This window comes from Rappaport israeli (assembly GCF_001888055.1).
Taxonomy (GTDB): domain Bacteria; phylum Pseudomonadota; class Gammaproteobacteria; order Cardiobacteriales; family Cardiobacteriaceae; genus Rappaport; species Rappaport israeli.
On record NZ_LXHZ01000017.1, the window covers coordinates 1 to 25,520 of the forward strand.

Sequence of the window (25,520 nt, forward strand, 5' to 3'; positions counted from 1 at the left end):
CCGCACCGCACCGCACCGCACCGCATCGCATCGCATCGCATCGCATCGCATCGCATCGCATCGCATCGCCAAGTGCTTTTTTCACATCTCCAACTATAAATTAAAAGCATATAGTTGGAGAAGTGAAAAAGTAGTACAAGGCGGCGAGCCGCAGACAGTACAGATAGTACGGCAAGGCGAGCCAACGCCGTAATACTTTTTCAATTCTTTGACTATATCGTCATGAGAGTCAAAGCGAAAAATTGCAAAACAAAACCAAGATTATTGCCTTAATCCTATAAAACACCTTGATTAGCGCTTGCCTTTATCGCAGACGAGTGATACTGTTTAAGCGTGGTTGTAAAATAACAACAGCAACAGCGCCCCTTCTTATTAAAAGCGCCAAATACTTCCCAAAACGCGCTTAAATAAAAAGGAAAATATTTTTTGCTAATTGATCAAACAATTATCAAACCTAGCGCTGGCTGTAAACGGCAAAAGAACCATAAAAATGCCTTGCTAATAATTTAAAAATTTTCTCTAGTAATGGCGTTTTTGTAAAAAAACCACAAAAGTGGTCAAAATACTTGCGCAGGGTGGCATTCTGCGCTAGACTAGCGGGTAGCCATTTAGATGGCTGTGAATTCATCAATTTTGATAGGACATATATATGAAATTATCACATTTATCATTAGCTGTTATCAGCGCCATCAGCTTAGCGGCGTGTGGCGGTAGTAATAATAAAGCCGTCGACAACACTGTTGTTCCTAAGCCAGATACAGAGCAAAAACCTCAAGTAACCGAAAATAAAGTTGCTGACCCTACTGGTTTGAGTGCTGTTGAAAAAGCTAACTTTGAACAAAATTCATCTACTGGTTTTTTACAAAACGTTCGTGGTGACAAATCAAAATACAACCGCGTAGCTAACCCAACTAATGACAAGCCACAACAGTCAACCTCAGTTATTTCTCTTGAGCCAGAGCCACACTTAAAGAATATCGTGTTGGCAAATGTTCGTGGCGAACAAAATAAAATTGTTGCACACTACGCGGGTCAAAAAGACAAGCAAGCTACTTTGCAAGCAGTGAACACAAATAACGTGCTTATTCCTAACGGTGATGGTTTAACTGGCAAAAACGATGTTGCAGCAAAGGCAGAGATCGAAAAACAAATCGCTGCAGTTAATAAATTCATTGAAATTTATGAAAAGGATCCATCAACATTATCGACTACTCAGCAAACCACTTTGCAAAAGTTACAAGCTGCTAAAGCAGAACTTGAACAACTTCAAGCTGATGTAGAAGCTAATGATACTTATGGTCAAGGATTCTTCGCATTACCTGCAGAAAGCAGCTTGCTGTGGGGTGATGGTATTGATACAGTTATTGGCAAACCTGCTGCCTCTGGTCCCCCTCCTGTCGCTAAGGTCGATGGTAAACCTAAAGCTTTAGGTTTAGTTGGTGTGAATTTTAAAGCACAAAACAGTCGTCCAAAAAGCGCAGGCGATGCGACTGTCCAAGGTACGGAAGAGAAATCAAAATCAACCACTCGTATTTTTGGTAAAAACTACCGCGATTTAGACAACACTGATGAGAATAGTTATTTAGGCGCTACAACAGTTGCAGGAAGTGCTAATAGTGGTGGTTTAACTCAATTTACTGTCCCAGGTGCTAACGTTACCACCCCTTCAGCTGCAGATACTGAGTTAGATAAAGTCAAATCATCATTAAATGATGGCGTAAACTGGACGTTGGTTGCACAGCCTGTTAAATTAAACCATGTACAGTATGGTCGTGTAACTGGTAACTTAGACCCTCAAGCATTAACCAGTGCTGATAAAAAATCAAGCGATAGCATTATCTACAAGCATGTAACCTTGCTTGGCAAAGGCGATGCTAAAGCAGTTGACACTTATTTTGCACGTGGCACAGGCGCTACTTCAGTGGCTCAAGTTAAAGCATTAGGTGGCGCTACTTTGTCTTACAAAGGTCACGCTTTAATGTATGGAATTGATAACACTGTTGGTAATGCACAAGCTGGCTTACCAAACGCGTTTGGCGTAGGTAAATCTGTGTCAGTGGGTAACTTTGTAAAAGCTACTGTTGACTTAGGTAAAAACAAAGTTAATGGTGAAGTCTACAACGTAGTTCAAGCTCCTGGAGCAAGAGATACTAAAGACGTTTCTTTGGTGAAATTTGAAGGTACTGTAGTTGGTAACACTGTTTTAGGTGAAGCAGTTCGTACCTATGATTCTAGCAATCCTGCTGATTTCCGTGCTGCATTCTACGGTTCAGAAGCACAAGAGCTAGGTGGTTCTTTCAACTCAGCTAAAGTAAGCGAAGTATACGATGCTAAAGCTTGGGGTGGCGTATTCGGTGCTCAGAAAGTTAGTGGTGTAGTTTCAAATCTCGATTCAATCCCATTATACGAAGCAAACCGTGCAAGCCAACAAAATGCTGCAGCAGCAACTCAACCAGCTGCTCCAGCTGCTACTGCTCCAGCAGCTCCAGCTGCTCCAGCTGCTCCAGCTGCCCAGCCATAAGGCAATAATCAATTCATTCTTACGAATTGATTTAAGTCTGAAAAGTAGCTACTTCGGTAGCTACTTTTTTTTGTGCGCTGATAGTACCTTAACTTCAAAATGAGACTTAGAGATACACATTTTGTCAGGAGAAGCGCTTAGAATAATCTCATTTTGAAGTTAAGAGACTATAAATCTAAAGCATTTGCTGGCTGGCTTTAATATTAATCAGAGAACAAGAGCGCAATGTTATAGTCGAAGAATTGAAAAAGTATTACGGCGTTGGCTCGCCTTGCCGTACTATCTGTACTGTCTGCGGCTCGCCGCCTTGTACTACTTTTTCACTTCTCCAACTATAGATAGATTGGCGTGTGAGTATTATATTGGTCTAAATTAATCGTGCATAAATGGTTACTTGACAGCATCAAGCATAGTCCATATTCTGCCGATTTTATTTATAGTCGAAGAATTGAAAAAGTATTACGGCGTTGGCTCGCCTTGCCGTACTATCTGTACTGTCTGCGGCTCGCCGCCTTGTACTACTTTTTCACTTCTCCGACTATATTGCAAGGTTTTGCCTAAATAAAAAACTAATGCAAAAATTTTTTATCCAAGTAAAAAACATAGCGCAAGCGCAAGAGGCGCTTTGTGGGTGATTCTTGTTTTTTACTGGGGTAGTCGGTTTTAATTTGTTTTAATTTGTTTTATTTACAAGAGTTTTTATGAAAATTATTCGTCATATCTTAGCCTTAGAATTAATGTTATGCGCAAATTGGGCAGCTGCTGCGCCATTATTCAACCAATTTGCTGATAAAAATAGTGCCCCATCAAACCCTGCCCAAGTCGCTGATTTAGCTGCTGAAAAAGCAACGGCAACAACTGCAAAAGAGATAGATGCTTCTTCAATAGACGATGCGCTATCAGATGATTATTTGCTTGCAAATGTTGATCAGCTTGAAGAGCTGCTTGGCACGATGGTGTTATTAGGCAATACGGAAAATCTAGCGCATTATCTTTCGTTGTATGAGCAGGTGGAACGTCGCGATGAGTCGTTAATAGACTGGGGGAATGCGCTACTCGCATCTAAGGGTGGGGATTTAAAAAGAGGGATTGCGTTGTATCGCAAAATCCATTCTGCTTTGCCTGAATTGTTGATGGTGCGCTTTCAATTGGCGGTTGCGCTGTTTCAAGATAGGCAATATATTGCCGCGCAAAGTGAGTTTGAAAAATTGCGCAGCGCACAATTGCCTGAGGTTTATTTGCAGGTTATCGACCAATATTTAGAGGCGATTGTGAAGAAAAATGCTTGGGAATTTGATTTCTTTGCAACTTCTGTTTATAACAAGAATATTAATAACGCCCCCCCTGAGGATACGAAAATTACGCTCCCCAATGGCTCAACGCTCACTTCAACCAACAAACCGCAAAAAGCAGTGGGTTTAAAGCTGGGTTTGAATGCAGAAAAGCGCTGGAATTTGTATGACAACTGGTTTGCAAAAACAGAAATTAATGGCAATGGCGCGGCTTATATTGGGAGTGGGAAAAATAATAATGAACTGACAGCGCGCCTTGGTGCGGGGGTTGGCTATGCTAATGCGACAAGCGAAGTTTCGCTAACGCCTTACGTTTCGCGTCGTTGGTTTATGAATAAATATGAAGATAAATTGCCTAATAATAAGACCAATACGCGCTATCAATTTGAGCCTTATAATTATTCTTTTGGGGTGCGCTTAGATGGCAATCAGTGGCTATCGCCTAATCTGCGCTATCAAGGCGCTTTGGATTGGAGCCATACGCGCTATCAAGCAGGTTATGAAAATAATAATGGCAATGATTATTCGTTTTCTAATTCGTTGCTTTATATGCAAAGTCCACAGCAGTATTGGGTTCTTGGGGTTAATTTAGGGCGCAAAAATGTGCAATCAGATAGCTTGTCTTATAAGCGCATTGGCGCCAGTATTGGCTGGGGTCAGGAATGGCATAAAGGCATTTCAACGCGTGCAAATTTGAGTTTTGCTAGGAAAAATTATGATGGGGTGGATTTCTTAAATATTAAGAAGAAAAATAATGAATGGGACGTTAGTTTAAGTGTGTGGAATCGTAATTGGTATTTCTGGGGCATTACACCGCGCCTAACTTGGCAATATAATCGGGTAAGTAGTAATCACGCTTTTTATAATTATGATGGGAATAATGTCTTTTTAGAATTTTCTAAATCTTTCTAATCTTGAATTTGCTTTCTTGAACTTCCTTTTGCGCCTTGCGATTGCAAGGCGTTTTTTTAGGCTCAATTTTAATATTTAGGTGATGGTTGATGGGTGATGGGTACTATAATTATTTGTTGGTGGGGGTTTAGAAGATAAGGGCGGTGGTGTGTTTATTGGGGGTTTTTGCTACAATGGCGCGTTTTTCATCATTAATCGGATTTGGCTCGTGAGCGATACTATACCAACACAAGAGGCAATCAAGCAGACGCTTGATGAGGGTTTGGCGGCTTTGGCGGCAGCGCAGGATTTGCAGGCGCTGGAGGCACTTAGGCAGACTTTTTTGCAAAAAAGGGCGTTTTAGTTTGTTGATGCAGGCGTTAGGGCGCGTGAGTGCGCAGGAGCGCCCCCAAGTGGGAAAATGGGTCAATGATGCGAAGACAAGTTTGCAAACGGCTTTGGCTGAAAAAACTACGCAGTTGCAAGAGGCGGCATTGCAAGAGAAATTGGCAGCAGAGAAGGTGGATGTAACGCTTTCGGGGCGTGGGAGTTTTATAGGGGGGTTGCATCCTGTTACGTTGGCACGTCAGCGCATTGAGCGTTGGTTTGAGGGGCTTGGATTTGAGATTAAGCATGGCCCTGAGATTGAAGATGATTTCCATAATTTTGCAGCGCTGAATATTCCAGAGCATCATCCTGCGCGCGCTATGCAAGATACGTTTTATTTTGACGCGCAAACGGTGTTGCGAACGCATACGTCTAATGTGCAAATCCGAACGCTAAAACAAACGCCTCCGCCGTTGCGTTTTATTGCCGCTGGGCGGGTGTATCGCAGTGATTCGGATGTAACGCATACGCCGATGTTTCATCAGGTGGAAGGGATGGTGATTGATGAAAAGACGACGTTTGCGGATTTAAAAGGGGTGTTGGTGCATTTTTTGCGTGATTTTTTTGCGCGCGAGGATTTGGCGGTGCGGTTTCGTCCGTCGTTTTTTCCGTTTACTGAGCCTTCGGCAGAGGTGGATATTGCGTGCATGATGTGTGGCGGTGAGGGCTGTCGGGTGTGTAAGCAGACGGGTTGGTTGGAGGTGCTGGGCTGTGGCATGGTGCATCCTAATGTGTTGAAAAATGTGGGGTTGGATAGTGCGCGTTTTCAAGGCTTTGCTTTTGGGATGGGGGTGGAGCGTTTGGCGATGTTGCGCTATGGCGTGAATGATTTGCGCTTGTTTTTTGAAAATGATGTGCGCTTTTTGCGCCAATTTCGCGGTGAGTATTAAGGGGGAAAATGATGCGTTTATCTTTAAATTGGTTGCAAGAAGAGTTTGGCTTGGTGGCTTCAGCTCAGCAGTTGGCAAAGCGTTTAACTATGGCAGGGCTGGAAGTGGATGCGGTTTTGGCGGCTGCTTTGGAGTTTTCTAATGTGGTGGTGGGGCGTGTGGTGGCGCTTAAAGCGCATGAGCAGGCGGATAAGTTGAAGGTGGCGATGGTGGAGGTGGGGCAGTCAGAGCCTTTGCAGATTGTTTGTGGGGCTTCGAATGTGGCGGTGGGGATTTGTGTGCCAACGGCTTTGGTGGGGGCGGTGTTGCCTTCAAAAGAGGATAAGCCGTTAAAGATTAAGCGCTCTAAATTGCGGGGGGTGGAGTCTTTGGGGATGTTGTGTTCGGCGCGTGAGTTGGGATTAAGTGAGGCGAGTGATGGCTGATGATTTTGCCTGAGGATGCGCCTGTTGGAAAGGATGTGCGCGAGTATTTGCAGTTAGATGATACGATTTTAGAAATTGATTTAACGCCTAATCGCGCGGATGCGTTTTCAATGCGTGGTTTGGCGCGAGAGATTGGGGTGTTGTTTAATCAAGTGCCTGATTTACAAGCCAGTGAGGCATGCTTTGAGGGGGGGGCGCTTGGGGATTTGCCTGCTTGTGATTTGCAGTTGTCGGTTCAAGCGCAAAAGGCGTGTCCGATTTATTATGCGCGTTTGATTGAGGGGGTGGATGCTTCTGTGAAGTCGCCGTTATGGTTGGCAGAGCGTTTGCGTCGCGCTGGGGTGCGTTCGCATGATTTGTTGGTGGATGTAACCAATTATGTGATGTTGTCGCTGGGTACGCCAATGCATGCTTTTGACGGCGATGCGGTAGAGGGCGGTTTGGAGGTGCGTTTTGCGCGCAAGGGGGAGCGCTTGACGTTATTAAATGCTCAGCAGGCGGTGTTGGATGAGTCTGTGTTGATTATTGCTGATGAGAAAAAGCCGTTGGCGATTGCTGGAGTGATGGGCGGTGCGCAGAGTGCGTGTAGCGCTACAACGCGTCGGGTTATTTTAGAATCAGCGTGGTTTGACCCTGTGTGTGTGGCAGGGAAGGCGCGGCGCTTTGGTCTTTCTAGTGATGCCGCGCAACGTTTTGAGCGTGGGGTGGATGGGACGTTGCAACGTCAGGCGTTGGATATGGCAACGCGGTTGATTGTTCAGATTGCAGGCGGTCAGGCGCAGGAGGCGGTGAGTGTGGTGGCACAAGGGCATGAGGCGTTAGCGCGTGAGCCGATTATGCTTTATCCAGCGCAAATAACGCGTTTGATTGGGCGCAGTTATCCGCCAGAGTCGGTGGAGCGTATTTTGCGCGCGTTGGGTTGTGTGGTGCAGGCTGAGGGGGAGGGCTGGCAGGTTACGCCACCAAGCTGGCGATTTGATTTGACGATAGCGGAGGATTTGATTGAGGAAGTGGTGCGCGTTGAGGGTTATGAGGCAATCGAGGCGGTGATGCCAACGTTTTCCTATCGCGAGGGGTTGGCGGAAAAATCTATGCAAAAGCGATGGGCGGAGCGGTTATTGGCGCTAGGGTTTCAAGAGGCGATTACCTATAGTTTTATTGATGCGGGTACGCATGCGGTGTTTTTCCCCGATAAGGAGGCGCTAACGCTGACCAATCCCATTAGTGCACAACTATCGACGATGCGCGTGAGTTTGTTGCCGAGTTTGGTGCAAACGGTTATGCACAATCGCCACCGCCAACAATTGGATGTGCGTTTGTTTGAAATAGGGCGCGTGTTTATTGCGCAAGGCGAAAAAGCGCAGGATTGTGTGCAGGAAAATCGTTTGGCTGGTGCGCTGGCTGGTTTGGCAGCGCCTGAACAATGGGGCGTGGCGATACGAAAATTAGATTTTTATGATGTAAAGGCGGTGGTGGAGCGTTTGTTAGCTGGTGTGGAGAACGTGGATTATCGCCCAAGTGCGCAGGCGTATTTACATCCTGGGCAAAGCGCTGATATTTATTGTGATGGGCGGTATTTGGGGGTGGTGGGGGCGTTGCATCCAAGCGTGCAACAGGCTTTGGGCATTAAAGGTGCGCCAATTTGGTTGTTTGAATTGTCGTTAGAGGCAGGTGTGGAAATAAAGCGCCACGCCTATCAAAGTGTGTCAAAATTCCCAAGTGTGCGACGAGATTTGGCGCTGGTGGTGGATGAGGCGATACAGGCGCAAGAGGTGCAACGTGTAATTGTATCTGAGCTTGGGGAGTGGCTGGATGAGGTGTTTTGGTTTGACCTTTATCAAGGGGAAAATCTTCCCGCTGGAAAGAAAAGTTTAGCGGTGGCAATCTTATTGCAGGGGCAGGATAAAACCTTGCAAGATGAAGAGGTTGAGCGTATGATTTCTGCCCTTGTTGAAACGCTTAAAGAAAAATTCGGTGCAAAATTAAGGAATTAAGGAATAAACATGACGTTAACAAAAGCAGATATTGTAGAAGTAATTATTGCGCAAATCGGCATTGCGCGTCCTGAGGCAAAAGAGATGGTCGATGCCTTGTTTGAGGAGATGCGTAATTGTTTGGCTGCTGGTGAAGCGGTGAAGTTATCGGGATTTGGCAATTTTGAATTGCGTGATAAAAAATCGCGCCCTGGTCGTAATCCTAAAACAGGGGAGGAAATTCCCATTTCAGCGCGTCGTGTGGTGAGCTTTAAAGCAGGGCAAAAGCTTAAAGCCCGTGTGGCAGCGACTGTGCCTAGGCGTAAAATTTAATTTAAATCAATATAGATTTTAACCTCGCTTTTGCGGGGTTTTTTTATGATTTTTGCAAAAAATGTTTGTTAGGATTATTTTAATCATTAATATCAATAAATTATGTGGTGGACAAGGCGTTGAGTTGAGTTGATTTTTGGAGGAGTGATGAGATATTTGGTGTTAATAATATTAGTTGTTGGATTATTTGTTTTTCAAGAAAAAGTGGAGGATTTTTATCATCATCAGGTGATGGGATTTTTTTCTGCCTCACCTAGTTTAGAGACGCAAGATAATAAGGCTGTGGCGGAAAATTTCGCCACTCAGTGGCGCTATCACCAACTCGGGGGGGGGGGGGCTGCAGGTCTGAAAATTTTATCGATGGATTGGGGTAGAAGAGCGCTGACATTTCAAGTATTAGATGAGCGATTTTCTACAGGAGATGATTTGATGACTAAAAAGCTGGCGATTAAAGATTGGCAAAAATCATTAACCGCGCAGGTCTGCAATCATATTGGTTTGCGTAATTTATTAAAAAACGGGTTAATTTATGATGTTTTTTTCCAGTTTGTTGACGTGCAACATGGCGTTCACTATGGGCATTTGGCGGTAAAAGACCGCTATTGTTGGGCTAGATAATGTTGTTCCCCGCTTTTGCGGGGTTTTTTTTATGCTAAGAAGAAAGCCGCAAGGGATGAAAGGCGCTGAGGGGGGGGCGTGGATTAGAGTTGTTGGCGGATGATTTGCCGAATGGGGATTCGCGCTGGGAGGAGGTGGGGGAGGAGGTGGCGGTCTAGGGGGTAGGGGGGGTTTGGTTAATGAGTGCGGTGATGAGGTCGGCGTTGAGGAAGGCGGTGGTCATGCCTTTGGAGCCGTGGGCGGTGTTTAAATAAAGTCCTAGATGGTGTTTGAGGGGGTAATGAATGGGGCGGCGGGCGTCTTTGCGCCATGGGTGATATTTGGCGATGATATCGGCGCTTTGGGCAATAGCGCCAACGAGGGGGAAGTAATCACGCTGGCGCCTCGGATGCCGACAAAGGATTGGCTAATTTGGACGTGGTGACTATTGTGTTGGGGGTGGGGCTTTTAGATAGGCTTGGCGATTTTGTTCGTCGTGTTGGGGGGTTTGGGGGTGAGGTCTGCACTATTTGGGCTATAGCTGGCGCCTGCGTAGATTTGCGGTTGGTTGGGGCAGGGGATGGTGGTTTTGTTGTGGATGTGGACGATGGGTTTGGGGGATGTGGTGGAGGGTGAGGAGGGTGCCTTGTCCTCTCACGGGGCGGATGGCGTGGGCGAGGTTGGGCTCTGGATAGAGGGCGGTGTGCCAGCCTGTGGCAAGGATGATGATGTCGTAGAGGCGGTGGGCAATTTGCCAGCGGTGGTTGTGGCGTTTGAGTTGGGTGATGGGGTAAAGATGGTGGCGGATGTTGGGGTGTTCGAGGAGGGTGTTGATGAGGGCGCGGGGGTTGAGGAGCCCTGTTTGCTGATAGCGCAGTTGGTGATTGTGGTGGCTGAGGTGTTGGGGGTTGAGTAGGGTTTGGTTGGCAAGCTGTTGGTGGCGTTGTTTGGTTTTGTTGTTGGTGGCATGCGCGTGGATGGGGCAGGGTGTAAATACGCTGGGATTTTGTTGGCGCAGTTGATAATAGTGGCGGTGGGCGTGGTGCCATGCGCTTAGGTGGTAGCGTCGCATGGGGGTGTCGTGGCTGTCGGGTTGGAGGTAGGGGATGGCTAGGGGAACGTGGCTGGCGGGGGGGTGGGTTTTACAGTGGTGATAGAGGTCGATGGTGTGGGTGTGCGCTAGGGCGTGAGCGGTGGCGGCACCTGCTATGCCTGCGCCGATGATGGCGATGCGCGGTTTTTTGGGGGCGTTGGTGGGGTGCACCAAGCAGGAAGGGGGGTGGGGTCGATGATGGGAATGGTGGGGCGGTAGGTGGCGGTAATCATGTCGCGTTTGTTGGCGTAGCCTGTTTGTTTTTGGATGTGAAAGCCGTGCGCTTGTAGGTTGTCGCGTAGGATTCTGGCGGCGCTAAAGCTGGAGAGGGTGGTGGTGGGGTGGCTGGTGCGCGCAATATGGGCAAATAGGGGGGCTTGCCAGCATTGGGGGTTTTTGCTGGGGGGCAAAGCCATCAAGATACCAAGCATCTATTTTGGCATGGAGTTGGGGGAGGAGGTCGTGCGCATCGCCTAGGAGAAGATGAAGATGGATGCGGGGGTGGAGGTGGAGGGTGTGGATGCCGCTGTGGTTGTGGGGATATTGTTGGTAGAGTTGGGCGCGTATTTGCGGTTGGCACCAGTTTTGATGGAGTGTTTTGAGGGTGTTTAATTCAATGGGGTGTTTTTCAACGCTGCAGTAGTGAAGGTGGCTTTGGCTTCGGGCATGGCGGAGGAAGTGGTCTATGGTGTTAAGGGCGTTGAGTCCGCTACCAAATCCAATTTCGCCAATACAAAAGGCTTGCCCTGCATGGAGGTTGGCAAAGCGTTGGGGGAGGTGGTTGGCGTGGATAAAGGTGTGGTTGCTTTCTTCAAAGCCGTTTTGGGGTTGGTAGTAAATGTCGCGATAGTCTTGGTTGTAGGGGGCGCTATTGGCGATGGTGAGGTTGGCGTAGGTTAGGAGCATGGCTTAGGCAAGGTAGGTGTTGAGTCCTCGTTGTTGTTGATGGAGGAATTCGGGGATGGTTTTGGGGTCGGCAATGGGGCTTAGGGCGATAGGGAGGGGGCGTTTATTGGGCGCGCTTGCAAGGAGGCTGGCGAGGTAGCCTTCGCGGGTGTGGGGGTTGTCAATGCTATGGTCGATGCTGTGGGCATTTTTTAGATAGCGCATGGGGTGGGCGGTGTAGTGATGCGCTAGTATGCTGTTAAATTCGTTGCCGTGAAGGATTTGTTGGCGCAGGCCTTCTGGGAGGTTGTTTTCTTGGCAGGCAAGCCATGGGCGGTCGTGCATGATGCTTGAGCGCCACTGAGTAGGACGGCTAGGCTATCTGTTGGGGTGGTGAGGTCGCCCCAATAAATAAGGGGGATTTTGAGATGGGTGCGCGCTTGTTGGAGGAGGGTGTGCGCAGGTTGGGTAAGTTCTGGGAGCTGGTTGGGAAAACGGCTGTGTTCGCCGCCTGCTTCGTGCCCTTGGAGGACGATGGCATTTACTTGGTAGTGTTGCGCTACGATGATTTCGGCGAGGTTGTGGCAGATGGCGAAGGTGTAGACGTTATGCTGGCGGATTTTTTCAATGGTGGGCTTCTCGGGTAGTCCATTGGCAAAGCCGATGGCGCGAGGGTTGGTGCTTAGGGCGGTGTCAAGAAGTTGTTGAAAACTGGCTGGTTTGGGGAGATTTTGGGCGTCAGCATGCCAGTTGAGCTGTTGGGCGAGATAGTGTTGGGCGTCGGCTTGGAAGTTTGGCGCTTGATGGCGATGGGGGAGAATGTGTGCAAAGCAAAAACTTGGGCGGGCATGATGGCGTTTGTAGTTGTCAATGCGCTGTTCGAGGTCGCTGAGGCTGTAGTAGTTGGGAATGCGCAAGAGTCCAAGCGCGCCATTGGCGCTGATTTTGCCAGAAGTTTCGGCGCTGATGAGGTCAAAAGGGAGGGGGGCTTGCCAGTGGGGGGTGGTGGGTGTGGAGGGCTTGGCTTAGGGGGTTGGAAATAACTGACATGCCGATGTCCTTTGTGGTGAATGTGTATTTGGGCGCTGATTATAACAATAATCAGGGTTTGAGGCGGATAAATCCTTAGCGGGGGTGTAGATGGGCATCATGTAAGGTTGTGGCAATTTTGCTTGGGCGTTTGGGGATAAAGCTAAGACAAGGTGCTGGGTTTGCGTTATAATTTTTGCCCAATTGGATGTTGGGTTTAACCATTATCTGATTCTTTTTATTTTTTTGTATCTAAGGGATGGCTATGGCGCAAGATAAGCAAAATTGTTCTATTGTTTTGGTTGGGGAGGATTTGGAGTGGATTAATGCTTTTGAAAAGGGTGTAAAACGCTTTTTTTATGCTTTCTAGTCGCCATACTGAGGGGCTTTGGGGGGTGGAGGCGCTGTTAAATGAAGCGTTGCCTGACATAATTGTGCTAACAGGAACGCAACAACCGCAGGATATGGAGAAGTTGCGCACTTATGCGCATACAAAAAAATGGCATGTGCCTGTTATTGTGGTTGAGCCTGCAACAGATGGATTGGATAAATGGATTCGTCAGGGTGCGGAATATGCGGTGTCGCGTGGGGATATTCTGACGGCGATTAAGCTGGTGCAGCAAATTATGCAATATGAGGGTAAAAATGAAGCGCTAAAGTCTTTAGATGAAAAGCTTAAAGCAGTTAAGCAACGCTATGATTTGATTTATCGTGATTTGGCTGACCCTGTGGCGTATGTGCAAGATGGGTTGTTTATTAGTGCAAATCCAGCTTTTTATAAGGTTTTCGCGGTAGAAAATGAGCAGATGCTTGATGAGATGACGATTATGAATATTGTGCCGCGTAAGTCTGAGCGTAATGTTAAGGCGCTTTTAAAAAATGCTATGGAAAAAGATTTTGTGCCTGTTGAAAAACTTGAGTTGCAAACGATGAAGGATGAGCGTTTGGAGATGCAGGTTGGGGTGGCAAAGATTTTGATTAATAATGAGCCTGCGGTGCAGATGTATTTCCGTGATTTGGCTGCAGGCGGTGGCGGGGGAAGCGGGATTGACCAAACAACAGGATTGGCGGGGCATAGAATGATTGCCGCGGCTATTGCGCAAACTCAGTCGCAAACACAGGCAGAGGCGGTATTAGGCTATTGGGTGTATTTGTGGGTGGAGAATTATCGGGAGGTTTGGCAAAAAGATGGGCTGCAAGTGGCGGAAATTTTAATGCAGGCGGTGGCGCAGGAAACGCAACGTTTTGTCCCAAGTAATTCTGAGGTGGTGCGCTTTACAGATGATGCTTTGGCGCTTTGGTTAAAAGGCGATAAGGAGCAAACCATTGCGCGCATGGCTAAATTAATTGAGCAATTGGATAAAATTGTGCCTGAAAATATTGGGCGTTTGATTCATCCTATGGTGTTTGCTGGGATGTTTGAGATTAAACAAGATACGGCATTTTATGAGATGGTGTCGCGTAGTTTTCGCTCGGTGCGCGCGCTTGCGGTGGGGCAATCGGGTGAGCGTATTGCAGAACCAACCAGTGGGGAGCTTTCGCGTAAAGATGAAAGACGCAAGGCTGAAATTGAGCAGATTTTGCAAGAGAAGCGCTTGGAGGTATGGTATCAGCCTATTGCGATGTTAGAGCCAGATGGGGTGCCCCGTTTCTCTGAGGTGTTGAAATTAAAACAAAGCGAAGATAAAGAAAAAAATGAGGTGGATTTTGAGTCGCTGTTGCAAGCAGCAGACCGCTTTGGTTTAGGGCGGGTGATTGATCGCATTAAACTGGATTTGTTTACGCGCGATATTTTGTCGTATGAGGGCAATCAATCAGCGCTTAATTGTTATTTGTCGGTTTCTAGCGATAGTTTAAATGACCCTGAGTTTCCGAGGTGGGTTGAGAGTCAGTTGCTTCAAACAGGGATTGCGCCGTCTCAGGTGGTGTTTGAATTTAGTGTGGATGTGATGACGAATGCATTTTCTGGAGCAATGGCGTTGGTTGAGCATATGCGTCCTCAAGGCTCGCGCTTTGCGCTCACTCAGATTGGGCGGTTAGATGAGAGTGTAGAAAGTTTGCTCAGCCATCTAAATCCTGAAGTGCTAAAACTGGATATGCGCGAAATTGATACCTATGAAGAGGAAGAAGAAGCGCGCTTTATGACGGCCATTAAGGAGTATGAAAAAGAACATGGTGCAATGATTATTGCCGCTGAGATGGAATCTCCCGCGCAGTTATCTCATGTGTGGCCGTATGAAATCCAATATTTACAAGGCGATGGGATGGTGCCTGCGATTCGCGGGTTTAACTTTGATTTTAGTGAACCGCTATTTTAGTGAGATAAAAAAGGGTAGTTTGCGCTACCCTTTTTTATGATTTGAAATATTTTTGGGGCAGTGTTGCCCTTTTTTATTTTAGGCGTCGTAGTGTACGGCGATAATTTCTAGGGATTTGGTGCCACCTGGGACGGTTACTTCTACACTTTCGCCTTCTTCTTTGCCAAGAAGGGCGCGGGCGATAGGGGAGGTGTTGGATAAAAGCCCTTTTTTAACGTCAGCTTCATCTTCCCCAACGATGGTGTAGCTCATTGTCTCGCCACTGTCTAAGTATTCGACTTCGACTCTGGTGCCAAAAACAACGCGTCCATTGCGCGGGAGGTTGGCAACATCGATGATTTGGGCGTTAGCAAGTTTGTATTCGATTTCTTGAATACGCCCTTCAATAAATCCTTGTTGTTCGCGTGCGGAGTGATATTCGGCGTTTTCTTTAAGGTCGCCATGTTCTCTAGCATCAGAAATGGCTTGAATAACGGCGGGACGGTCTTTGGTTTTGAGTTTGTCAAGTTCGTTTCTAAGGGCTTGGGCGCCGTTTTTGGTCATAGCTATTTTTTGTGACATAGTTTTCTCACTAAGAAAATTTATAACAATGGCATACTAAAAAAGAGCCTTGTCTAAACAAGGCTCTTGATTGGGCAGCATTATACCGTAAAAAATTTTTTTAGCTAGTGCTGCCAAGGCTTTGGTGAATGGTTTGTAGGGCGCGGACTTGCTCTTGTTCCTCTACGCTAAGTGCTTGCGCTATCGCCAGTGCGCCAGCGAGTGTGGTGGTGTAGAACACTTTGTGCATGAGGGCTTCGCGTCGGATAGGATAAGAATCGGCGATGGATTTTTTGCCAGCGGTTGTATTAACAATCATGGCAATATCGCCGTTAATGATGTGGTCAACAATATGGGGGCGCCCTTGGGCAACTTTGTTGACTAAGGTATTGCTGATGCCGTGTTGGTTAAGGTAGGCGGAGGTGCCTTGGGTGGCTAGGATGTTAAACCCTGCTTTTTGTAGTTTTCTACACAGTTCGACGGCTTTGGCTTTATCGTCGTCTTTAACCGAAACAAAAACATTTCCTCCTTTTTCGGGGAGTTTTTCGCCTGTAGCGCGAATGGCTTTGTGGAAGGCTTCGGCAAAGGTTTTACCAATGCCCATCACTTCGCCAGTAGATTTCATTTCTGGCCCTAAGATGGGGTCAACATGGCTAAATTTGGCGAAGGGGAAGACGGCTTCTTTGACGTTGTATAGTTCAACGTGGAAATCGTTTTGAATGCCTTGTTGGGCAAGGCTTTGACCTGCCATGCAACGCGCGGCGATTTTAGCAAGCGGTTGTCCTGTGGCTTTGGAGACGAAGGGGACGGTGCGTGAGGCGCGCGGATTGACTTCTAGAACGTAGAGCTTTTGCCCTTTGACGGCAAATTGGGCGTTCATCAGTCCGATAACATTTAAAGCTAGGGCTAAGGCTTTGGCTTGGGCGCAGATTTTTTCAATAATCGCTGGCTCTAGTCGATAAGGGGGCAAAGAGCAGGCAGAGTCGCCAGAATGAACGCCTGCCTCTTCGATATGTTCCATCACTGCGCCGATGATTGCTTGTGAGCCATCACAAATAACGTCGATATCCACTTCAATGGCATCATTTAAAAAGCGATCGAGAAGAATGGGGGCATCGGGGGAGACTTGCAGGGCGGTGTGCATATAATCCCTGAGGTCTTGGTCGTTATAAACGATGTCCATGGCGCGACCGCCTAAAACATAGGAGGGGCGCACAACAAGTGGATAACCAATTTCAGCAGCTTTTTCTAATGCGCTGGTGATACTGTTTGCGGTGCGGTTTGGTGGTTGGAGGAGGTTTAAATCATTGAGGAGTTTTTGGAAGCGTTCGCGGTCTTCGGCTTGGTCGATGGCATCAGGTGAAGTGCCGATAATGTTGACGCCATGGTCTTTGAGCGCTTGCGCGAGTTTTAGGGGGGTTTGTCCGCCGTATTGCACAATAACGCCATTGGGCTGTTCGATGTGGATAATTTCAAGAACATCTTCTAGGGTGAGCGGTTCGAAATAAAGGCGGTCTGCGGTGTCAAAGTCGGTGGAGACGGTTTCTGGATTGCAGTTAACCATGATGGTTTCAATGCCATCTTCACGCAATGCCATGGCGGCATGAACACAACAATAATCAAATTCTATGCCTTGTCCAATGCGATTAGGCCCACCGCCTAGAATGAGAATTTTGCGTTGGTCGCTGGGGGCGGATTCGCAAAATTTTTCATAGGTGGAATAAAGATAGGCGGTGCTACTGGCAAATTCAGCGGCGCAGGAGTCAACGCGTTTATAAACAGGGCGAATGTCGAGTTGGTGGCGCAATTGGCGCACCGTTTGTTCATTGCTTTGGCAACATTGAGCAATAAATGCATCGCTAAAGCCTGCGCGCTTGTAGTGTAGGAATTGTTCAGGCTCTCTTAGATAATCGAGACCTTGGGCGCGTAAGGGCATTTCCATGGCAACGAGTTCGGCAATTTGTGCTAAAAACCATGGATCAATGGCGCTTAGGGTGTGGAGTTTATCCAGACTGAATCCTTGGCGGAAGGCTTCAGCAACATAAAAAATCCGCTCAGGGGTGGGGGTGGCAACGGCTTGCTCAAGGTCTATGATGTTTTTGGGTGGATTAAGTCCGTTTTTATCATTTTCTAGACTGCGTAAGGCTTTATTGAGCGATTCTTTGAAGGTTCGCCCCATTGCCATGGCTTCGCCAACCGAGCGCATTTGTGTATTAAGACGCTGGTTGGTTTGCTTGAATTTGACAAAATCAAAGCGCGGAATTTTGGTAACAACATAATCAATGCTTGGCTCAAAAGAGGCAGGGGTGATGCCACCTGTAATGTTGTTTTTGAGCTCATCAAGCGTGTAGCCAACGGCTAATTTGGCAGCTACGGCAGCAATGGGAAAGCCCGTAGCTTTGGAGGCAAGGGCTGAGGAGCGCGAAACGCGTGGGTTCATTTCAATGACCACAATACGCCCATTTTTAGGTTGATGGCAAATTGAACATTTGAGCCCCCTGTTTGGACGCCAATTTTGCGCAAAATGGCAATAGAGGCATCGCGCAGGCGCTGATATTCTTTATCGGTGAGCGTTTGTGCGGGCGCTACGGTGATGCTGTCGCCTGTGTGAATGCCCATAGGGTCTAAGTTTTCAATTGCGCAAACGATAATGGCGTTATCGGCTTTATCGCGCACAACTTCCATTTCAAATTCTTTCCAGCCTAATAGAGATTCTTCTAATAACACCTCACTGGTGGGCGATAAATCCAAGCCGTAGGCGGTGATTTCTTCAAATTCATCACGATTATAGGCAATGCCACCACCTGAGCCGCCAAGTGTGAAAGAGGGGCGGATGATAACGGGGAATCCGAGTTTTTTTTGCGCTTCGCGCGCTTCTTCCATATTGTGTACGGCATAAGATTGGGCGCTTTCTAAGCCGATGGCGGTCATGGCTTGCTTGAATAATTCGCGGTCTTCAGCGGTTTCAATGGCATGCACAGAAGCGCCGATGAGTTCGACGTTATAGCTTTCTAATACGCCGTGTTGGGCTAAATCTAAGGCGCAGTTTAGCGCCGTTTGTCCGCCCATGGTTGGCAAAATCGCATCAGGGCGCTCTTTGGCAATAATTTTTTCTAACGTCTGCCATTGAATGGGTTCGATGTAGGTGGCATCTGCCATTGACGGGTCGGTCATGATGGTTGCAGGATTAGAGTTAACCAAAATGATGCGATAGCCCTCTTCGCGCAAGGCTTTACAGGCTTGTGCGCCAGAGTAATCAAATTCACAAGCCTGTCCAATTACAATAGGACCTGCTCCGATGATTAAAATAGATTGGATATCGGTACGTTTTGCCATGGGGTCTCTCTTTTCTCTGTTAGGTTGTCAGAAATTAGTCATGTGAGCTAAAAATGAGCTGGTCTAAGGCGTAGTCTTGTTTTTTAGCGTGTTGTAGATATTGTTTGAGTTGTTTTTTATCTATGGTTGGGGTGCGCGAGAGTATCCACTTGCCCATATCTTGCTCAACATCAACAGAATCCACCGTTTGTAAGTTTTTTTCTTGGCGATGATGTTTATAAGCGCGAATAAGGCATAAGAGAGCGGCGGCGCTTAACAGTCTGTTGAGTTTCATATTATGCCTTGGAATGATTGGTTTTGTGTTGGCGCATTAAATCAACAAAACGGGCGAATAAAGCTTCACCATCGCGCGGGCCAGGGCTGGCTTCTGGGTGTCCTTGAAAAGCAAAAATTGGCGCATCTGTAAAAGCGATGCCTTGTAAGGTGCCGTCAAATAGAGAGCGGTGCGTTGCACGAACATTTTCTGGCAGTGAGGCTTCATCAACAGCAAAACCATGATTTTGCGAGGTAATAATAACTTTTCCTGTATCTAAATCGAGTACGGGGTGGTTTGCGCCATGATGACCATGTTTCATTTTGATGGTGCGAGCATTGCTGGCTAGCCCTAAAAGTTGCTGCCCCAAACAAATGCCAAAGAGGGGAATTTTTTTTGTGATGAATTGTTTGATGGCTTCAATTTGTGTTTCTAAAGGCTGTGGGTCTCCAGGTCCATTGGCCAAAAACACTCCATCAGGATTAAGGTCTAGTACGGCTTGTGCAGGCGTATCCGCAGGAACAAGGGTTACTCGGCAGCCGTGATGTGCAAGAAGGCGCAAGATATTGTGTTTAATGCCAAAGTCGTAGGCGATAACATGATACTTTGAGTCTTGTTGTAGAGGATAGCGGTTGTCACGGCTTTCCCATATGCCTGCACCGCTCCACGGGCTAATGCTGGTTTGGCTGATGTCGCTTGCAAGTTTTTGCCCAACCATGCTTGGATGCGCTCTTGCTTGTGCAATGGCTTGGCGTTCGTCTGGATTTTCACCTGCCATAAGGCAAGCATTTTGTGAACCATGGGTGCGAAGGCGGCGAGTAATTTCGCGGGTGTCAATATCGCTAATGCAGATAATTTTATGCGCTTTAAGATAATCACTTAGAGATTGCTCAGCGCGCCATGAGCTGTAGGCTTGGGGATAATCGCGAATCACTAGCCCTGCAACATGCACGCCATTGGATTCTATATCCAGCGTATTGACGCCTGTGTTGCCAATATGTGGATAGGTGAGGGTAACGATTTGTTTGGCGTAGGAAGGGTCGGTTAGGATTTCTTGATACCCTGTCATGGCGGTATTAAAAACTAACTCGCCACATTGAGTACCCTCAGCGCCAATAGAACGCCCACGGAAGACGCTGCCATCGGCTAGCGCTAAAATCGCACAATTCTCCACGTTTCTCTCCCCGAAAATTGGTTAAACGGCGTTCATTCTACCTGAATGTTGGCGTTAGAGGCGTGTTTTTTACGCCCAGTTTATTAAGTTGAAAAGAGGCTTTATAGCGTCCAAACAAAGTTGGGCAAAATAAGGAAAGTTGCAAGAGGATGTTTTTATAATCAATTATTGCTGTTGTAATTGTTCTAAATCTTGTTGCATTTGTTGTTGTTTTTGATTGAACTCATCCATGGCTTTTTCAGCGCGTTGCTCTGTGTTGTTTTTAAGTTCAATCAGGGCGTTATTTTGTGAGCTACTATTGTCTTCACAGGCGCTTAGCAATAAAGCGCAAAGGATTAAAATGGGAGGGGTGTGTTTCATGTTTTATCCTATTAGGTTAAGAATTAGGTTAATAAAAAAGACCGAATTAATCGGTCTTTTTATCAGTTAGAGGATTTTTATTGTGTTTGTTGATATTGCTGTGCAACAAAATCCCAATTCACAACATTCCACCAAGCTTTAACGTAGTCAGGGCGCTTGTTTTGGTAGTTAAGATAATAGGCGTGTTCCCAAACGTCTAGCGCAAGGAGTGGGGCGCCTTGTTCATCAGCATCGCTCATTAGTGGGTTATCTTGATTGGGCGTGTGGGTAACGGCTAATTTGCCATCTTTTTTAAGGATTAGCCATGCCCAACCTGAGCCAAATTGTGAGGTAGCGGCATCAGTAAAGGCTTCTTTGAAAGTTTCGAAACTGCCAAAATCACGCTCGATGGCTTCAGCCAATGCGCCTGTGGGCTCGCCCCCTCCATTTGGGGACATGCTTTGCCAGAAGATATTATGGTTATAAAAGCCACCGCCATTATTGCGGATGGCGTTAGAGTGTTGCCCGATATTGGCGAAAATTTCTTCCATTGATTGATTTTCTAATGCGCTGCCTTCAATGGCGGCGGTGAATTTATCAAAATAGCCTTGATGATGTTTGTCATGATGTAGGGTCATGGTTTGCGCGTCGATGGTTGGCTCTAGCGCGTCATAGGCATAAGGTAGGGGTTGGAATTGATGTTTCATAATCACCTCTTGATTTAAATTTAAATTTATTAACGTTGCGCTTTTATTATGGTTTTTATCCTGCTAAAAGCAATATTCATGGCTAAATGGCAACCTTATTTAGAAAATAGGGCTGCCATTTTTATTTAGGCGTAAGTATGGCGGCTTTTGTTGGCGCTACGTTTTTTGCCTATTTTGTTGCTGGTGTTGCTATGGGGTTTGGCATTGGTTTTGCCGCTGGGTTTTCCTTTGCGCGCTGAAGGGTTGGCGCTTTTGCCGCGGTAGGGTTTTTTCTTTTTGGCTGTGGGAATGGGGGAGGTGGTTTTGCGTGGCTCTAGTCCTTCGAGGCGTTCTTCAATGATGGGGCGTTGTAGATAGCGGGTGATGGCGACAAGTTGGGCGCGGTCGGTAAGACTGCACAGATTGATGGCAGTGCCAGTGCGCCCTGCGCGTCCACTACGTCCAATGCGGTGAACATAATCTTCTACTTGGCGTGGGAGGTCGTAATTGATGACGTGGCTAATGGCAGGGATATCAATGCCACGCGCGGCTACATCGGTGGCAACTAAGATATCACATTTGCCTTTGCGTAGGTCTTCTACGATGCGGTTGCGTTTTTGTTGTGGGAGGTCGCCATGGAGGAAGCGGGCGCGGTGTCCTAAATCGCGCAGTGTGTCGGCGACTTCTTCGCTTTGGCGTTTGGTGGCGGTAAATATGATGGTTTGGGTGAGTTCTGGTTGGGCGACAAGGCGCTCTAGTATGTCGTTTTTATGGCTGAGGTTGTCGCAGTAGTATACGCTCTCATTAATATGGGCGCTTTCGACTTTGATGGAGATGCGTTCGGGATTTTGGGTGTAGCTGGCGGCAATTTTGCTACAGGACCGTCCCAAGTGGCAGAACATAAGATGGTTTGACGGTTTTTAGGGGAGGCTTTGATGATGGCGTTGATGTCTTCAGAAAAGCCCATGTCTAACATGCGGTCGGCTTCATCAAGGATTAGGGTGTGAAGTTGGCTAAAGTCGATGCGGTTATCGCGCATGTGGTCAAGAAGGCGCCCAGGGGTGGCGATGATGATATGTACGCCTTTTTTTAAGGCGCGAATTTGTCCGCCATAGGGCGCACCGCCAACAAGTGGGACGCTGTAGAGCCATTTAATTCCTCCTGCATAACGGCGCACGCTGTCATTGACTTGCAGGGCGAGTTCTCGGGTGGGGGTGAGGATTAATACGCGCGGTTTAGCTGTGCGGTTATCTTCGCGAATGATGCGATCAAGCATGGGAAGGACGAAAGCGGCGGTTTTGCCACTGCCTGTTTGCGCGCTTAATAATAGGTCGCGGCCTTCTAGGGCAAATGGGATGGCTTGTGCTTGGATGGGGGGTTGGGGTGGTGTAGCCACTTTTTTTCGATAGTATCAAGTAGGGGTTTGGCTAGGTTTAGGTGATTAAAGGTAAGGTTACTCATGGTTTCTCCAAATAAATTTGGCAAACCAAAAGACGAACACTAAAAGAAGTGGATTAGATGGGTTTGCCGATGAAAAGTTTAATCACCGGCAACAATCAGGGGAGAAGGCTTGGCGCTTTCTCAAAAGACCTCTTGTCTTTAGATCGCGGACGATGTCGTCAGGCGGGCGATTATACAAAGGCTTTGGGTATTGTCAATGAATTGTTTTGTTAGTTTGGATTGGGTGGTTGGGTTGGTGCTTTGGCGGTGGGGATTGGTAAAATGGGTGTTTTGTCTTTTTTGCTTGAGGTGGTTATGGCGGTTGCTAGGGTGGAGCGGTTGGATGATAAAGGGCGTGGGGTGGCGCGTGTTGAGGGAAAGGTGGTATTTATTGAGGGGGCTTTGCCTGAGGAGTTGGTGCGCTTTTCAGTGGTGGAGGAGAAGCGTCGTTTTGCGCGCGCCCAACTGATGGAGGTGATGGCGCCAAGTGCGCTGCGGGTGGTGCCACCTTGTCCGCTGTATGTGCGCTGTGGGGGGTGTGATTTGCAACATTTGCAGGTTTCAGAGCAACGCGCCTATAAGCAGTCACAATGGCTGGCGCAGTTGGCGCGTTTGGGTGGGGTGGTGCCTGAGCGGGTGGGGGCGCCACTTTTTGGGGAGGCGTGGGAGTATCGTTATCGGGCGCGGTTGGCGGTGGTAGATGGGGTGATGGGGTTTAGGACGCGTGGTGGGCATGATGTGGTGGCGGTTTTGGATTGTTTGGTGTTAACGCAGGCGCTTCGTGGGGTGTTGCCTGAGGTGGCGTTGGTGGTGGCGCAGATTGGGGGGTGTGTGGAGGTGGAGTTGCATGCTGGGGATGAGGGGGTGGCGGTGGGATTGCGTTTGGCGCAGGGGGTGGATGTTGTGGCGGTGGCGCGTAGGGTGGAGGCGATGGCGATTGAGGGAGTGGCGTGGTGGTTGGCGCTCGGACGTGGTGATTTTTATCCGCTTGCTGGGGTGTTGGATGAGCAAATGGCAAAGACGGCGTTTTTATTGCGTTATGGGTTGTTGCAAAAGGCGTTAGAGATTGAATTTTCACCAAATGATTTTACGCAGGTTAACCGTGAGGTGAATCGTTTGATGGTGGAGAAGGTGATTGAGTTGTTGGCGCTTGAGGCTGGGGATGAGGTGGTGGATTTTTTCTGTGGGTTGGGGAATTTTTCTTTGCCTTTGGCATATTTGGGCACTCAGGTGGTGGCGGTGGAGGGGGTTGAGTCGATGACGCGAAAGCTAAAGCGGCAGGCGCGGATGTTGGGGCTTTCTAAGCGAGTTAGGGTGGAGTGTGTGGATTTGTTTAAGCCAAGTCGTGAGGCGATACGACGTTGGGGGCAGGTGGATAAGTGGTTGTTAGACCCGCCACGTGCGGGGGCAAAGGCGCTGATTGAGAAGATGGGGCGTGAGCGTCCGTCGAGGGTGGTGTATGTGTCGTGTAATCCCGCGACGTTGGCGCGTGATGCGGGGTTGTTGGTAGCGCGAGGCTATGTGTTACAAGAGGCGCTGATGATGGATATGTTTGTGCAGACGGCGCATATTGAGTGTGTGGCGGTGTTTGAGTTAGGGGGTTGAGCGAGATTCTAAATAAAGTGCGATGCACCAAATCAGTAGTCCGATGGCGGCAAGAATGGCGCCTAAATATCCGCTACTACTAAAAGAGTAGCCACTGGCGATGAGCAGGCTGGCAAGGAGTGGCCCTAGGGCGTTGGCGATGTTAAAGGCGGCGTGGTTTAAGGTGGCTGCCATGATTTGTGCTTTGGCGGCAATGTCCATCAGGCGAACTTGTAGCGCGGTGCCAAGTCCTGAAGAAAGTCCGATGGTAAAGCTCCATAAAAGCATGAGGCGGGGGCTGTCGATGATGGTATTTAGGCTGCCTTCCCATACGATGCACCAGAGAAAAATGCCGATAACGGTGGCTTTGAGGTTGCGATCAGCAAGTAGACCCGTTAAAAATCCGCCTAGTGTCATGCCGATGCCAAAGAAGGTGAAGTAGAGGGGGAGATAGGCGCTTTGGATTTGTGTTTGTTGGGTGAGCATGGAGGCTAAATAGGTATAGATGGCAAATAGACCGCCAAAGCCGATAGCGCCGCTGCTTAGGGTGAGCCAGACTTGTTTGTTTTTTAGGGCGTTGAGCTCTTGCCAAGGGTGGCTTTTTTGCTGTTGATAGCTTTTGGGAACCAGTAGGATGAGCGCGGCGGCGCTGATGCCTGCTAAAAGTGCAGCGAGGGCTAGGGTGATGCGCCATGAAAGATGTTGCCCTAACCAGTTGGTGAGCGGAGCGCCGAGTAAGGCAGCGAGGTTGAGCCCTAAAAATACGAGAGCAATGGCTTTGCCACGATGAGCTTTGCCCAGTAAATGCCCTGCAAAGAGGGCGGCGATGCCTAAATAAGCGCCATGCGGAAGGGCGGATAAAAAACGGATGGTGAGCATGGTGAGGTAATTGGGGGCAAAGAGCGCCAGTAGATGACAGAAGGCAAAGGCAGAGATGAGGAAACTAAGGGCGCGCTGGCGTGTCCAACTGGCGAGCGCGAGCGCAAGGGTGGGTGCACCGATAACAACACCAAAGGCATAGGCGCTGATGAGATGCCCTGCGCGTGCTTCGTTAATGTGAAGGTCGAGCGCCATTTGTGGTAATAGGGTCATAGTGGCGAATTCGCTGGTGCCGATGGCGCAGGCGCCTAGCGCGAGAAAGAAAATAACCCAGTAAGGATGGCGAATAGATGGCATGGCTTTTTGAGGGTTGGTTGAAAGGGGCGATATTATATAGTCGAAGAATTGAAAAAGTATTACGGCGTTGGCTCGCCTTGCCGTACTATCTGTACTGTCTGCGGCTCGCCGCCTTGTACAGTACCTTAACTTCAAAATGAGACTTAGAGATACACATTTTGTCAGGAGAAGCGCTTAGAATAATCTCATTTTGAAGTTAAGAGACTGTACTACTTTTTCACTTCTCCAACTATAGCGATTATTAGCTTAGGTTGGTGTTGTGGTCAAATCCGCCAAGTCCGCCAAGTCCGCAAGATTGCAGGTTTGAGGGGTTGGAGGGTTGAGGTCTTGTAAGCTCAGCGTTTGCGGTGATGCGGTG

The 25,520-nt window shown here is 47.9% G+C and carries 21 protein-coding genes and 4 pseudogenes; 11 read left to right on the plus strand and 14 right to left on the minus strand.

Going from position 1 to position 25,520, the window contains the following annotated elements:
• Positions 1–649: 649 nt before the first annotated feature.
• Positions 650–2,521 (plus strand): transferrin-binding protein-like solute binding protein, encoded by a 1,872-nt coding sequence (locus tag A5N84_RS10635; RefSeq protein ID WP_072281387.1) that lies wholly within the window; start codon positions 650–652, stop codon positions 2,519–2,521.
• A gap of 436 nt (positions 2,522–2,957) precedes the next feature.
• On the opposite strand, the pseudogene A5N84_RS13635 reads toward A5N84_RS10635, so the two are convergent.
• Positions 2,958–3,070 (minus strand): annotated as a pseudogene (locus tag A5N84_RS13635) (IS30 family transposase); the annotation flags it as partial.
• Positions 3,071–3,222: 152 nt separating this feature from the next.
• Between A5N84_RS13635 and A5N84_RS04270 the strand changes: the two are divergent.
• The 7 genes and pseudogenes from A5N84_RS04270 (at position 3,223) to A5N84_RS10240 (ending at position 9,754) form a co-directional block, all read left to right on the plus strand.
• On the plus strand, positions 3,223–4,725 hold the full coding sequence (locus A5N84_RS04270; protein WP_072281388.1) for a surface lipoprotein assembly modifier: 1,503 nt from the start codon (positions 3,223–3,225) through the stop codon (positions 4,723–4,725).
• Between the two features lie 208 nt (positions 4,726–4,933).
• Positions 4,934–5,981, plus strand: a pseudogene (gene pheS, locus A5N84_RS04275) (phenylalanine--tRNA ligase subunit alpha).
• Between the two features lie 8 nt (positions 5,982–5,989).
• Positions 5,990–6,406 carry a YtpR family tRNA-binding protein gene (gene ytpR, locus A5N84_RS11620; RefSeq protein ID WP_233119934.1) on the plus strand — a complete coding sequence of 139 codons (417 nt, stop codon included), beginning with the start codon at positions 5,990–5,992 and terminating at the stop codon, positions 6,404–6,406.
• Positions 6,406–8,400 carry a phenylalanine--tRNA ligase subunit beta gene (gene pheT, locus A5N84_RS04280; RefSeq protein WP_233119935.1) on the plus strand — a complete coding sequence of 665 codons (1,995 nt, stop codon included), beginning with the start codon at positions 6,406–6,408 and terminating at the stop codon, positions 8,398–8,400. Before ytpR ends, pheT begins: the two co-directional genes overlap by 1 nt.
• Before the next feature lie 9 nt (positions 8,401–8,409).
• Positions 8,410–8,712 carry an integration host factor subunit alpha gene (locus A5N84_RS04285; protein ID WP_072281389.1) on the plus strand — a complete coding sequence of 101 codons (303 nt, stop codon included), beginning with the start codon at positions 8,410–8,412 and terminating at the stop codon, positions 8,710–8,712.
• Between the two features lie 147 nt (positions 8,713–8,859).
• Positions 8,860–9,330: a hypothetical protein gene (locus A5N84_RS04290; protein WP_072281390.1), complete on the plus strand. Its 471-nt coding sequence runs from the start codon at positions 8,860–8,862 to the stop codon at positions 9,328–9,330.
• A 280-nt stretch (positions 9,331–9,610) separates the two neighbouring features.
• Complete coding sequence (locus A5N84_RS10240) at positions 9,611–9,754, plus strand: hypothetical protein (protein WP_158008640.1); 144 nt, start codon at positions 9,611–9,613, stop codon at positions 9,752–9,754.
• A 90-nt stretch (positions 9,755–9,844) separates the two neighbouring features.
• Here A5N84_RS10240 and A5N84_RS04295 read toward each other — a convergent pair whose 3' ends face one another.
• The 5 genes from A5N84_RS04295 to A5N84_RS04315 are packed head-to-tail and all read right to left on the minus strand — an operon-like array spanning position 9,845 to position 12,204.
• Positions 9,845–10,573 carry an FAD-dependent oxidoreductase gene (locus A5N84_RS04295; protein ID WP_072281391.1) on the minus strand — a complete coding sequence of 243 codons (729 nt, stop codon included), beginning with the start codon at positions 10,571–10,573 and terminating at the stop codon, positions 9,845–9,847.
• The gene (locus A5N84_RS04300; protein ID WP_072281392.1) at positions 10,516–10,818 is read right to left on the minus strand and encodes an MnmC family methyltransferase; all 303 of its coding nucleotides are present in this window, start codon (positions 10,816–10,818) and stop codon (positions 10,516–10,518) included. Before A5N84_RS04300 ends, A5N84_RS04295 begins: the two co-directional genes overlap by 58 nt.
• Positions 10,718–11,308 (minus strand): tRNA (5-methylaminomethyl-2-thiouridine)(34)-methyltransferase MnmD, encoded by a 591-nt coding sequence (gene mnmD / locus A5N84_RS04305; RefSeq protein WP_072281393.1) that lies wholly within the window; start codon positions 11,306–11,308, stop codon positions 10,718–10,720. Before mnmD ends, A5N84_RS04300 begins: the two co-directional genes overlap by 101 nt.
• 3 nt (positions 11,309–11,311) lie before the next feature.
• Entirely contained in the window at positions 11,312–11,512 is a 201-nt protein-coding gene (locus tag A5N84_RS10245) for a hypothetical protein (RefSeq protein WP_072281394.1), read from the minus strand.
• Between the two features lie 23 nt (positions 11,513–11,535).
• Positions 11,536–12,204 carry a nitronate monooxygenase gene (locus A5N84_RS04315; protein ID WP_072281395.1) on the minus strand — a complete coding sequence of 223 codons (669 nt, stop codon included), beginning with the start codon at positions 12,202–12,204 and terminating at the stop codon, positions 11,536–11,538.
• A gap of 471 nt (positions 12,205–12,675) precedes the next feature.
• Between A5N84_RS04315 and A5N84_RS04320 the strand changes: the two genes are divergently transcribed.
• Positions 12,676–14,634 (plus strand): EAL domain-containing protein, encoded by a 1,959-nt coding sequence (locus A5N84_RS04320; RefSeq protein WP_233119936.1) that lies wholly within the window; start codon positions 12,676–12,678, stop codon positions 14,632–14,634.
• 78 nt (positions 14,635–14,712) lie between these two features.
• Here the strand turns inward: A5N84_RS04320 and greA are convergent, their stop codons facing one another.
• The 7 genes and pseudogenes from greA to A5N84_RS13360 all read right to left on the minus strand — a co-directional run.
• Complete coding sequence (gene greA, locus A5N84_RS04325) at positions 14,713–15,195, minus strand: transcription elongation factor GreA (protein WP_072281396.1); 483 nt, start codon at positions 15,193–15,195, stop codon at positions 14,713–14,715.
• 100 nt (positions 15,196–15,295) lie between these two features.
• Positions 15,296–18,510: pseudogene (gene carB, locus A5N84_RS04330) on the minus strand (carbamoyl-phosphate synthase large subunit).
• Positions 18,511–18,544: 34 nt separating this feature from the next.
• Positions 18,545–18,784, minus strand: coding sequence for a lipocalin family protein (locus tag A5N84_RS04335; RefSeq protein WP_072281397.1), 240 nt, complete (start codon positions 18,782–18,784; stop codon positions 18,545–18,547).
• 1 nt (position 18,785) lies between these two features.
• Positions 18,786–19,937: a glutamine-hydrolyzing carbamoyl-phosphate synthase small subunit gene (gene carA, locus A5N84_RS04340; RefSeq protein ID WP_072281398.1), complete on the minus strand. Its 1,152-nt coding sequence runs from the start codon at positions 19,935–19,937 to the stop codon at positions 18,786–18,788.
• A gap of 165 nt (positions 19,938–20,102) precedes the next feature.
• Positions 20,103–20,297, minus strand: a complete 195-nt coding sequence (locus A5N84_RS04345) for a hypothetical protein (protein ID WP_072281399.1) — start codon at positions 20,295–20,297, stop codon at positions 20,103–20,105.
• Between the two features lie 77 nt (positions 20,298–20,374).
• Positions 20,375–20,983 (minus strand): superoxide dismutase, encoded by a 609-nt coding sequence (locus A5N84_RS04350; protein WP_072281400.1) that lies wholly within the window; start codon positions 20,981–20,983, stop codon positions 20,375–20,377.
• 137 nt (positions 20,984–21,120) lie between these two features.
• Positions 21,121–22,423: pseudogene (locus A5N84_RS13360) on the minus strand (DEAD/DEAH box helicase); the annotation flags it as partial.
• A 219-nt stretch (positions 22,424–22,642) separates the two neighbouring features.
• On the opposite strand from A5N84_RS13360, the gene A5N84_RS12565 reads away from it, so the two are divergent.
• Positions 22,643–24,007 (plus strand): TRAM domain-containing protein, encoded by a 1,365-nt coding sequence (locus tag A5N84_RS12565; protein WP_078055568.1) that lies wholly within the window; start codon positions 22,643–22,645, stop codon positions 24,005–24,007.
• On the opposite strand, the gene A5N84_RS04370 is transcribed toward A5N84_RS12565, so the two are convergent.
• Positions 23,996–25,162 carry an MFS transporter gene (locus A5N84_RS04370; RefSeq protein ID WP_072281403.1) on the minus strand — a complete coding sequence of 389 codons (1,167 nt, stop codon included), beginning with the start codon at positions 25,160–25,162 and terminating at the stop codon, positions 23,996–23,998. The genes A5N84_RS12565 and A5N84_RS04370 overlap by 12 nt on opposite strands.
• Between A5N84_RS04370 and A5N84_RS10250 the strand changes: the two genes are divergently transcribed.
• Entirely contained in the window at positions 25,156–25,302 is a 147-nt protein-coding gene (locus A5N84_RS10250; protein ID WP_158008641.1) for a hypothetical protein, read from the plus strand. The genes A5N84_RS04370 and A5N84_RS10250 overlap by 7 nt on opposite strands.
• Positions 25,303–25,520: the final 218 nt, after the last annotated feature.